9 protein-coding genes are annotated in these 11,321 nt (G+C 60.4%); 4 read left to right on the top strand and 5 right to left on the bottom strand.

What is annotated here, in order from left to right; all coding sequences use genetic code 11:
- Together AC1D1N_RS12625 and AC1D1N_RS12620 are read left to right on the top strand one after the other, a co-directional pair.
- A partial coding sequence (locus AC1D1N_RS12625; protein WP_477348811.1) for an SIS domain-containing protein occupies window positions 1-560 on the top strand: 560 nt, incomplete at its 5' end.
- 354 nt (window positions 561-914) lie between these two features.
- Window positions 915-2,078, top strand: coding sequence for a hypothetical protein (locus AC1D1N_RS12620; RefSeq protein ID WP_477348809.1), 1,164 nt, complete (start codon window positions 915-917; stop codon window positions 2,076-2,078).
- A gap of 1,175 nt (window positions 2,079-3,253) precedes the next feature.
- Here the strand turns inward: AC1D1N_RS12620 and AC1D1N_RS12615 are convergent.
- Both AC1D1N_RS12615 and AC1D1N_RS12610 read right to left on the bottom strand, forming a co-directional pair.
- Window positions 3,254-3,568: a hypothetical protein gene (locus tag AC1D1N_RS12615; RefSeq protein ID WP_477348807.1), complete on the bottom strand. Its 315-nt coding sequence runs from the start codon at window positions 3,566-3,568 to the stop codon at window positions 3,254-3,256.
- A gap of 994 nt (window positions 3,569-4,562) precedes the next feature.
- Entirely contained in the window at window positions 4,563-5,231 is a 669-nt protein-coding gene (locus tag AC1D1N_RS12610) for an ArsR/SmtB family transcription factor (RefSeq protein WP_477348805.1), read from the bottom strand.
- A 70-nt stretch (window positions 5,232-5,301) separates the two neighbouring features.
- Between AC1D1N_RS12610 and AC1D1N_RS12605 the strand changes: the two genes are divergently transcribed.
- Window positions 5,302-6,042, top strand: coding sequence for an MBL fold metallo-hydrolase (locus AC1D1N_RS12605; RefSeq protein ID WP_112561162.1), 741 nt, complete (start codon window positions 5,302-5,304; stop codon window positions 6,040-6,042).
- A gap of 3 nt (window positions 6,043-6,045) precedes the next feature.
- The gene (locus tag AC1D1N_RS12600) at window positions 6,046-7,299 is read left to right on the top strand and encodes an MFS transporter (RefSeq protein WP_477348803.1); all 1,254 of its coding nucleotides are present in this window, start codon (window positions 6,046-6,048) and stop codon (window positions 7,297-7,299) included.
- Between the two features lie 76 nt (window positions 7,300-7,375).
- Here AC1D1N_RS12600 and AC1D1N_RS12595 read toward each other — a convergent pair whose 3' ends face one another.
- The 3 genes from AC1D1N_RS12595 to AC1D1N_RS12585 form a co-directional block, all read right to left on the bottom strand.
- A complete protein-coding gene (locus AC1D1N_RS12595) occupies window positions 7,376-7,633 on the bottom strand; it encodes an NAD(P)H-dependent oxidoreductase (RefSeq protein WP_477348801.1) in 258 nt (85 codons plus the stop codon).
- Window positions 7,634-7,997: 364 nt separating this feature from the next.
- Window positions 7,998-9,128, bottom strand: a complete 1,131-nt coding sequence (locus AC1D1N_RS12590; RefSeq protein ID WP_477348799.1) for an Acg family FMN-binding oxidoreductase — start codon at window positions 9,126-9,128, stop codon at window positions 7,998-8,000.
- Window positions 9,129-9,419: 291 nt separating this feature from the next.
- Window positions 9,420-11,285, bottom strand: coding sequence for a putative bifunctional diguanylate cyclase/phosphodiesterase (locus AC1D1N_RS12585; protein ID WP_477348797.1), 1,866 nt, complete (start codon window positions 11,283-11,285; stop codon window positions 9,420-9,422).
- Window positions 11,286-11,321 lie beyond the last annotated feature (36 nt).

Raw genomic sequence — 11,321 nt, 5'->3', positions numbered from 1 at the left:
CGATCTCGAAGGACGAGGAGAAGACGCTGGTGCGCGCGCTTTCGGAAGCGCCGCGCTACGCCAACCAGGTGCTGAAGCTCGAAGAGCAGATCGAGCGCATTGCGCGTGAAATCTCGCGCTACAAGGACGTGCTCTATCTCGGCCGCGACACCAATTTCCCACTGGCCATGGAAGGCGCGCTGAAGCTCAAGGAAATCTCCTACATCCACGCCGAAGGCTACGCCGCCGGCGAGTTGAAGCACGGCCCGATCGCGCTGATCGACGAGAACATGCCGGTGATCGTCATTGCCCCGCATGACCGCATCTTCGAGAAGACCGTGTCGAACATGCAGGAAGTGGCGGCGCGCGGCGGCAAGATCATCCTGATCACCGACGCCAAGGGCGCGGCGCAGGTCAGCGTCAAGACGATGGAGACCATCATCCTGCCCGACGTGCCGGAAATCATCTCGCCCATCATCTATGCGCTGCCGATCCAGATGCTGGCGTACTACGCCGCCGTCTTCATGGGCACCGACGTCGACCAGCCGCGCAATCTGGCGAAATCGGTGACGGTGGAGTAGGGCGGATGACTAATCGTCTCCGCCGAGAGGAGGTGGCCAATGAGTCGGCAATTGGGACGAGGCCCTCGCGATCGAAGCTGCATTTTTCGTCGATCACAGGTAAATGGGCCAGTTGCGCTCTTGAGGTTTTCATCGTCGCAATGATCAGCCTTTTGCTGGCCAGCGCCATCGGCCTGATGGTCCCCATTTTGTTGATAGGTCGAGCCTAGCAAGCGCGAGGAATATCCTTCGTCCGTTCGAACGAAGACAAGTAAGGCGACAGGGATAAAATTCGTCTCACGCGGCATTTGGCGTCGCGGCGCAGTAAGCAGAAAATACAATGGCGGTGAGGGCCGTGGTTCATGAGTTTCAGCGATGGTCTATGCGCAGAATACCAAATTAAAGCGTCTCCGCTGGAACGTCACGTTCGTTAATCGACGCCTATTGATTTTATCCCGAGGGATACGCGGCACAGCGCGTGGCGCCATATTTCCTTTCGTTCGGTTAACCCTCATTCTGTTATTTGCATCTCCAGCCTACAGTCAGTTTGCTCCGGAAACGTCAGCAGTCGGCGCAGCTAGTGACAGTTCGTCGATCGTGGTTTCGCACCACATCGATTTCGAGAAAGAACCGGGCAACGCGCAACCAGGCGCGCCCGGGTCCCATATATCCCATGCAGTCCTCGGTGAAGCGCAGGCATCCAAGGATGCACACAAGCCGCTCGACGAGAATGTGGAAGGGTTGCGCCGCGAGTTGGCCACCGCACGAGCGGAGCTCGCCAAGCAAGCTCAGGCCTTAAAAGCACAGCAGCAAACAGACGAAGCGCTCTCGCGCAGTCTGGAGACGGCGCAACGTGTTATCGAAAATCTCCGGGCGGCAGCCACTCTCTCTGAAAGCGCGGACAACAGCGTGCCAGCCAATCCCTCCATGGAAGCCTCCGAGGCTCCTGCCAAGCAAGCGCTTGAGGAAGAGCGCCAGAAGGTTGAGCTCTTGAAGCAACAACTTTCCACGGCTTATCAAACGATCGATGCCCTCAAGACAGGCGCAAATCTGGCCGCAGTCGAGCAGGCCAGCGCCGCAAAGGACCGCCAAGTGGCCGAAGCCGCTTCCAAGCAGGCTGGGGAAGCACTCAAACTGGAACGCGAACGAGCAGATTCAGCCACAAGTGAGCTCGACTCTGTTCGGAAGGAACGCGATGCGTTGAGGCAGCAATCGATTGTGTTGAGCGCGGCGCTGGACCAGGAGCGTGAAAGGTCTAACGGTTTGGCCCGCAGCCTCAGTGCCGCGCGTGAGACAATTGACATCTTCAAGGATAAGCGTCGCATTACAGCCTTGCAGGGCGCGCCGAAAGTACGCGCCCCAGCGGCTGAGCTTGCAGCTAAATTACCGCGCTCAGGAGCAACCCGTAAACCGCCCTCGCAGGAGAAACAGAGGGAAAAGGGCCAGGACCCATCGCAATCGGAGGTGCTGGCTACCATCGATCTTCCCGCGGCATTGCTCCCAACGCGCCCCCCGAAAAAGCGCGGCCTGCGCCCGTGAGGACTAGGGAGCGAAATGTATGCCGCACGGGAGCATGACAATGAAAAATTGCGTCGTGGCCGCATTGATGATCGGAATGGCAGTCGGGCCTGCCTCGGCTTTTGACACAGGCGTTGGCGGTCACGTCGGCGGCATCGGACTCAGCGCAGGGGTGAGCGGCGGTAGGCAAGGCACATCTGTGGGGGTGGGCGCGAACGTCGGCGGTCTCGGGATCGGTGCTGGAGTGAGCGCCGGTGCGCAAGGCACGTCTGTGGGGGTAAGCACGAGCGTCGACGGTGCGGGCGGAGCAAACGTTGGAGCTTCGGTTGGCGCAGGTGTCGGTGTCGGCGTCGGCGTCGGCGATGATGAGTCCGCCGAAAACCAATCGGCTACCACTGCCGGTAGTCCGGCCGCAGTCTCGGCAGCGACTGCCAAGACCACCAGAAAGTCGATGGTTCTGCCGCCTGTCCTAAGGCCTTCCAAATCAGGGCGGGGCTTCACCAAGGGGTATCCCTTTGGATTTCTGGGACCACTGAAAGCGATTCCCGGGACGCCAATTGCGGTCGTGCAAGCCTGCCGCTCGGCGGTCATGTCCGCTGCCAAGCCGCTTGGGGCCATCCGTGTCCGCGCGGCAAGCGCGGGTGCCTTGCATCAACGCCGAGGTGCAATCTCGGCGCCGATCAACGTGCGAGTGGACTACGCAAGGCAAGGTGGCATCGAAGTCCGGCAGGCAAAGGTCAATTGCAGTCTCGATAGAGCAGGCAGGGTCACCGGAATAAAATAGACCTATGGCCTGTAAGGGCCACCACACAACGTTTTGCGGGTCGTTCGGCATGGCGCGCGGCGCCACGCTTGGCGATGACCATGCCCCAAGTCTGATTTTGGGAACCCGCCGCTTGATTAGCCCTGGTGAACCTGAAGCCGCTGTTCCCGGTGCAGCGAGGAACCGGGCTGGTGGAGTTTCTCCCTGCAAAACACGTTGGGTTGAAGGGCAGGGAGCTTCGCGAGAATCTTAGCCTGTAGTGTAGCAACCGGACTCTCAAGAACGATGCAACTGTGCGATCGTAACGCCTGGAAAGGGCCGACGCTATATCTCCTCGGTAAGGCGACAGTGAAACTTCGCACCGGCATGGGAAAGATCGTGTCCATGGCCAGATTCTGGATTGTTATCTGTCTTTGGCGACCTGCTTTTTCTATCACTGATCATCCAACTCGTTGAAACCGCATGCTTTGCAGCGGTACGCATGGTTCGGCTCCTCTTCGCGACGGAGCATCCTGACTGTGCCGCGTTCCACCCAACAGATTGGGCACGAGAAATTGCCTCCGTAGCGCGGCCGGTACACTTTCAGGCGCCCGTCCGCGAGCTCCGCGGCCTTCAGTCGTTCGGACATCTCGGCCAGGCTTTTGTAGGCTTCGGCGATTTGGGTTCGCAGGGTTTCTCGGTCGTTCGCTTGGGCGAGCGCTTGTTCCTTCGCGCGAAGAGTGAGTTTTTTGGCAAACCGCTCCATCATTCGCTGCCTGATCTACCTCGTCTCGGAGTGGAGATAGGGGTTGCTCGAAGCAGGACGATAGGCCGTAAGGACTAGTTAACCCAATGTGAGCTTCAGCTAATTTTATCTACGACGAGAATTCAAACCCCTCGTCAGCCTTTGATGAAACTTCTCCCCCGCTGGCTCAAGCCGGCGGGCTTCTTTCATGCTGTATGTCCTTGCTGCCCCCATCGAGCATCTTCAGTGCAGCACTTTTTTCTGCAGGCAGCACCAGCAAAGCGCGTTTATGAAAAGCCGAAGCTGGACAGGGCAGGCCGACAGCTGTCACGGCTTCACCGCAGGCTTCTCCAGCAGTGCCGGCACAGCCGACGCCAACCTAAGGTATTGTTCAGTAACGCAAAGCCTGCTGTCGATTGCCCTTCCCCGCGCACTGGCGGATTGGACTATGATAGGCGCATGCTCTGCATCTTTTGTTCGAAAAGCGCGAGCTTGGTCAAATAACCGATCCTAATCTTCGCGTCGCATCGGTTACAGTTGAAGGTAGATATCACCTTCACCCAAGAGCCCTTCTTCACCATTACATGGGAGCAGTTGGGGCATTGAAATTCGAGGTACTCGTCCATCATTTCTTCGGAAATAGGCATGTGCCACTCCCCTCAGCGATTTACTGAAACTAAGCGGTGGCGGCCTTCCAGCCGAGCCACGAATGCGCGGCTCGAACCTTAACCTTGGGCAAAGGTTCCATCGCCCGGCTTCGGTCCTAAGGTGCAATAGACCAAAGTCCCAATATGCTTGTCGGAAGTCATTTAAGAGGCGGCCCTCGGCCGTCGTGACCTCCGAGCAGGAAGGCAGGTTATCACTCTCCCCACTGAGGGGGAACATTCCGTAAAAAACGTACAATCTAGATCTCGTTGACCTTTTTGAAATACGGCGCGCTCCGCTACCGGGAACGATTTCATGACGGAATTAGCGGCGTCATATTGTTCGTCCAAGAATCTTTGGATGCGGGACCACTTCAGGCCGCTGCCTCAACCGGAAGGCCTGCAGCCTTCCATTCGGGATAGCCGTCCTCGAGCCGGTGAACGACATATCCTCGCATCCGCAACGCCGCGACAGCTTCGAAGGACAGAACGCAATAAGGACCACGGCAATAGGCGATGACCTCTCGGTTCGCGGGCAGCTCCGCCAGCCGGCGATCAAGCTCAGCGAGCGGGATGTTGAGCGCCCCCGGAAGATGTCCGAGCGCGAATTCGTCTTCCGGCCGGACGTCGAGAACCGTGACGAGGCCATCATACAGCCTTGAGACAAGGTCTTCGCGCGACACTGCCTCCAGCGCGTCGCGAGCGTGGAAGTAGTCGGTCATGACGCGATTGACCTCGGCGACGTTCCGCTCGCCCACGCGCCCCAGGGCCTTCATCAATTCAACCACCTGGGCATCTCCGGCAAGACGATAAAGCACATGCTTGCCATGTCGCTGCGCCTCGACAAGTCGCGCGCGTCGAAGAATTTGGAGGTGGCGCGAGGCGTTGGCAAAGTTGAGGCCAGCCCGTGTCGCAAGTCCCTCGACGCTGCGTTCGCCCTGGGCGAGGTGCTCCAGCAATTCCAGCCGGTGCGCATGCCCGAGAGCTTGAGCCACTTCGGCAAGGCTGGCGAAAATTGCCTGTTTTGGCCCGATGCTTGACATGCGATCTTCTCGATGAAACATTCAGCAGAATAATTGACTGTTACCTCAAGCGAGGTAGAGAGCGCAAGTCATGATCCTCCGTCAATTCCTCCATTCCGACCCGGTCGCTGCATCCTACCTGTTCGGCTGTGGTGGCAAGTCGGCCGCCGCCGTCGTCGATCCGGTCGGCGACATCGCGCCGTATCTTAGGGTTGCAGAGGCAACCGGCATGCGCATCCTCTATGTGGTCGATACGCACATCCATGCCGACCACATTTCCGCCGGGCGGGCGCTTGCGGCTGCCTCCGGCGCCCAATATGTGCTCTTCGAAGGCGTGGAGGCGGGGTTCCCGTTTCTGCCCGCCAAGGACGGTGACGTGCTCGAACTCGGCAACGTGACCATGACCGTCATGCACACGCCCGGGCATACGCCGGAACACATTTCGCTCCTGGTCACAGACAGGACACGCGCGGCCGAGCCATGGTTCGTGCTGACGGGTCACACTCTCATGGTTGGCGATCTCGGACGAACCGAACTTGCAACCAGCGCCGAGGCCGGCGCGCGGACGCTGTTTTCCAGCGTGCGGCGTCTCAAGCAACTGCCAGATCACGTCGAGGTGCTGCCCGGCGCCTTTTCCGGCTCGGTCTGCGGGCGCTCGCTCAGCGGCAAGCCGACATCGACGATTGGCTTCGAGAAGCGCTTTAACAAGGCGTTCCGCATCGACGACGAGGAGGCCTTCGTCGCAACGATGATCGCAGACATACCGCCTCCGCCGCCGGATGCGGCGCGCAACCGCGCCGCCAATGCCGGCTTGGCCGCCGCCGCGGCCTGACCGATGAGCGACGCATCGGCTTCGCAGTCAGCAGGCTCGGCCGTCAGGCTTGGGCTCAAGGAAAACTGGCGGCAGTTTGCTCTTCTGATGCTGGTGAATGCCTTTGTCGGCGGCATGGTTGGGATCGAGCGAACGGTGGTGCCGCTCATCGGGTCGGAAGAGTTCGGCATCAAGTCAACGACACTCGTCGTCTCCTTCATCGTCAGCTTCGGCGTGGTCAAGGCGCTTGCCAATCTCGTCTCGGGCCAGCTCGCCGATACCTGGGGGCGCAAGCGCGTTCTCGTCCTCGGCTGGCTTGTCGGCTTGCCGGTTCCGTTCATGATCATCTGGGCCCCAAGCTGGGGATGGGTGATTGCGGCCAATGCATTGCTCGGCGTCAACCAGGGACTCGCCTGGTCAATGACGGTGGTCATGAAGGTGGACCTCGTTGGCCCGAAGTCACGCGGCCTCGCCGTCGGACTCAATGAATTTGCCGGCTATCTCGCCGTCGGCGTGACGGCGTTCCTCACCGGCTATCTTGCTTCGCGATACGGTCTGCGACCGGTGCCCATCTATCTCGGGATCGGCTATACCGTCGCCGGCACTGTGTTGTCGGTGCTGCTCATCCGCGACACGCGCGGCCACCTCCGGTTGGAAACATCCGCTCACGCACAGCAATCCGCGCCGATCAGCTTCCGGGAAGTTTTTGCGCTGACCTCGTTCCGGGATCGCAATCTGTTCGCGGCATCGCAAGCCGGCCTCGTCAACAACCTCAACGACGGCATGAGCTGGGGTATTTTCCCACTGTTCTTCGCGTCCTTCGGCCTCGGCGTCGAGCGCATCGGCATCCTGAAGGCGATCTATCCGGCGACCTGGGGGATCCTGCAGATCGTCACCGGCCCCTTGAGCGATCGGTGGGGTCGCAAGGGTCTGATCGTCGCCGGAATGTGGATCCAGGCCGGTGGCTTGTTTCTCACCGCGGCCACGAGCCGGTTCGAATGGTGGCTCGTCGGCAGTCTTCTTCTTGGCCTTGGAACGGCAATGGTCTATCCAAGTCTGATCGCCGCCGTTTCCGACGCTTCGCACCCCAGCTGGCGCGCCCGCTCGCTCAGCGTCTACCGGTTCTGGCGCGATCTCGGCTACGCGATCGGCGCGCTCTCCGCAGGTCTCATCGCCGATCGCTTCGGGCTCTCATCGGCGATCACATCGATCGCCGCATTGACGTTTCTGTCGGGAACGGTGGTTGCAATGCTCATGCGGGAAAGGAGTCCACATTGAAGGGACCCGTCCGCCTTGGCGGTGCAACCGGGCAGCGATGGCTCGAAGCAGCCGTCTGAGGCTGCACAACCCATGTTCAACGACGAAACGCTGGCGCCGCCCACCACCAATTGGGCGACGCCACGACGAGATGCTGACACCACCGAATGAACTGCTGCTGCTCGGCGATGTCGGGCTCCAGTGGCTTGGCACTGTGAAAGCCGCCGCGCAGGACCAGATCAAAGCGCAGCTCTCTCAGTGCGACAATGCGGACTTCATGGCCTGCCGCCCGTGTGCCGTCTACATATGCCGCCGCCACGGCATCAGGGTGGGCGCTCAGCACGAGGATGCGCATGAAATCATCGCCGAAATTCGCCGCCTTCTTGTTTGGGCTCGACCGGTAATTGGTGAATGATCAGTCCCGCCATATTCATTCTCGCACGCGGTAGACGACACTCAGATCACTATGCGGACGGTATTCGGAAGCCTGTTCCGTTGGATGTGGGCAAGCCGGACAAACCTGCACTTTGCCGAAACCATGGCACGATCCGCTACCTGAATTCACCCCTCCGCACGACGCTTGATGCCTCTGGGGCGCAGCGTTGATCGTGACGGCATGGGTCACTGTGCCCATCGGGGCCGGCACGAGGGAATCCGCGGGCATGGCGCGCTGCTTCTCTTCACGCGATGCCAGACAGTTCGTGAAGGACATGATGAGCCTATGCCCGAAGAATGACGTGCTCGATTGGACGGCGAAGCGATTTGGGCAACTCCGGACCATATCCGAACCTCATCACGAGATCCGGTCGACGACCGCCGATACCGAGATATGTCGCGAATTGCCCCCGCACGGCGGGAACCTCGACCGGTTGATTGATGAAGGCGTGCTTGAGGCCGAGCGCCGTGGCCTGAAGGGCGAAACGCTGGCAGCAACGACCGGCTTCGGCCCAATAAGCCGGTTCGTTCTTCTCGGAGACGAACACGGCAACACCGGCCGAGCTCCTGATCTGGCTCTCATACTTCCTGTTTTCGGCGTCCTTCGTAAATACCTGACTGAAGATCAAACGGCCGATCCAGCCCGGTAGAACCGGATTGCCGGAGGATTTCGAAAACAGTCCGTCTCGCGTCGAGAGGGATTCGCCATAGCTGAATCGAATCCACGATTTCAGTTCTTCTATGAAGGCGACATCGTCCATCTGCGCACTGTTGCCTGCGACGAGATAGGAGAGGATGTCTTCACGTTGCTGCCGCTCCGTGAAAAGCAGCATCCGCACGCCGTCACCGCTCCCAACAGCTTCCAGAAGCCGGAGATGCTCGGGCGGGACCGACCGCCCATCATAGACAGCGCGCGTTGATTGACGATGTGGGATCGCGCCGAACAGGTCCGTCCCTTCCGACGGTGCGGGCTCCAAATCAACCCGAATTCCGCGCGCCTCGAGATCGTAGCTCGGAACCGCCCGAAGTCCGAACGCGCGAGCCGCTTGAACCATATTCTCGACGGCGCAGCCGAGGCTGGCGAACACATGGTGATCGTCTGGGTCGACGGCGGGCAGGCGACGCTCGGAATCAGGCAGCACGAGGATGGAGCGGTCCGAGAGCCGAAATTGCCAAGGCTGAGTGTTATGGCTGTTTGCAGCCAAGGTCGCGTAACGGACGAGCTCTCGTCGGGCGGATGACGACGGCACATCGATGTTGTCGCCATCCCGCCACGTGGAATTGACAGCTTCCTCATAATCGGAAGAGCCCTGGGCATTCATCACCAGTGCGGTTGCGCCGCCAATTGCGACGAGTCCTCCTCCGACGGTTAGTGCGGTCAGGAACCCGCGACGGCCTTGATGAACCTCAGACATGGTAGCTGCGTATCACGACTGGGGCCCGCCCAGCTTTGATCTGAGTCAGGCCTCCTTGTGGCGTGTTGCCTCGGCGCTTGACAGCGAACTGGATGCCGTCAGCGCTGTCGATTGCGCCAGATCAAAGCGCGACCGCAACAGCTCTGATCTCATGCGCCAGAAGGGAGCAGTGGCCGATGTTGCCGTTCCCCGACTGCGACGTTTGCGGGCCTCGTAGGTGGCGCATCTGAAAGTGAGCGACATCGGCAGCAGACGAATGGTCAGGAGGCTTTGGCCCTCCAGCGTGTGGTGCTACAGTGAGGTCTTCGATTTAGTCCCGGTTAAACGAGGCAGGCGCGCTGCTGCGACATCGACCGGTGGGACCTGCGCTCTGTTCCGTTCGCCAGTGATTTCGGGTGCGAGCTCGATGATGTCGCCAGCCACGACGGCGCGCGTTCGCTCCAGCATTGCGGGGATGTCCCGGGCAGGTAGAGGCCGGCTGAGCAGGAAGCCCTGCGCTTCGGTGCAGCCTTCTCTTCGTACCCGTTCCAACTGCTCCGCTGTCTCAACCCCTTCGGCGGTGGTCTGCATCCCGAGGCTGTTGCCGAGGCTCGTAACGGCCCGGATGATGGCAACGGAGCTGGCGACGTCATCGGCATCCTTTACGAAGGACTGGTCGATCTTGATCTTGTCGAACGGGAACGAGCGCAGATAGCTCAAGCTCGAATATCCGGTTCCGAAGTCATCCATTGCGATGTGCACACCCAGCATGTGGATCTGTTGCAGCATCGCGAGAGTGGCCTGTGTGTTGGCCAGCAGCACCGTCTCGGTGACTTCAACCTCGAGCTGACTTGCGGGCAGTCCCGAGGCGTTCAATGCCTCGACAATCGTCGAGAGCAAGCGCGCGTTACGAAACTGCGTCGGCGACAGATTGACGGCAACCTTGATGCTTTCTGGCCAGCTTGCCGCGTCGAGACATGCTCTTTTCATCACCCATTCGCCAATCGGGATTATCAGGCCGATCTCCTCAGCCAGGGGAATGAACTCGGCCGGGGAGACAAGGCCGCGTGTCGGGTGATGCCAGCGCAGCAGCGCCTCGAAGCAGCTGACCTCGCCGCGATCGAGATTGAGCAGCGGCTGGTAGTAAATCTCGAATTGCTCCCGTCCTAACGCTTCGCGCAGATCGAGTTCGAGAAACCTGCGCGCTTGCATGCGGGCGTCCATTTCCGGCTCGAAAAACCTATAGGTTCTACGTCCTTCCGCCTTTGCCCGATAGAGCGCCATGTCGCCGTTCTTGAGAAGTTGGTCGGCGTTCCTGCTATCATTCGGCGCAATGGAGATGCCGACACTGGCGCTGATCATGACTCCATGTCCATCCACGACATAAGGTGCGCTCAGCGCATCAATGACCCGTTGCGCGAGGGTGGTGGCCCCGACCGGCTGATCAGCCCCCTTTTGAATGATCACGAACTCGTCCCCGCCGAGCCTGGCCACCGTGTCGCCTTCTCGGACTACGTGCCTCAGCCTGGCGGCGACCTCCTTCAGCAAGGCGTCGCCAACCGGGTGCCCAAGCGTGTCGTTGACCGTCTTGAAGTGATCGAGATCGAGACAGAGGAAGGCAGCGTTGCCCTCCCCGCGTCCCATGTCGACCAAAGCCTCCTCGGCGCGTTCGCGGAACAATATGCGGTTTGGAAGATCGGTAAGTCCGTCGTGGCGCGCCATGTGGGAGATCCGGGCCTCGCTGCGCCGCAGGTCGGTCACATCGTGGTGTGTCGCAAGCCACCCGCCGCCCGGCAGTGGCTGATGGATGAGGTCGATGGTGCGCCCGTCCCGAAGCTCCACCAAGCTCACCACGCGCTCGGCGCGGTCGATGGTCGCCGAGAGCTGCTGCAGATACTTTTCTGGATCATGGCCGACATAGAGCCCCGCGGCAATCCGGAACCGCATCAGATCGACCCATGGCGTGCCTGGGCGGGTTAGAACCTCCGGCAGGTGGTAGAGGTCGGCGTAGCTTTGGTTGCAAAGAACCAACCGTCGCTCTGCATCGAACATGCACAGGCCCACGGGCATATTCGATGCAGCCGCAGCCAGGTGCTGCCGCTCCAGCTCGGCCTCGCGGGCCAGGGCGTCGCTACGCTCCAGACTAGCGCGGTAGCCGGCAAAGGCCGAGAACAGCACTCCAACCTCGTCCCGCCGGTTCCTTTTCAGTGCAAC

Source organism: Mesorhizobium sp. P2_B5, from assembly GCF_056404775.1.
This window is presented reverse-complemented; position numbering and strand designations above follow the sequence as displayed.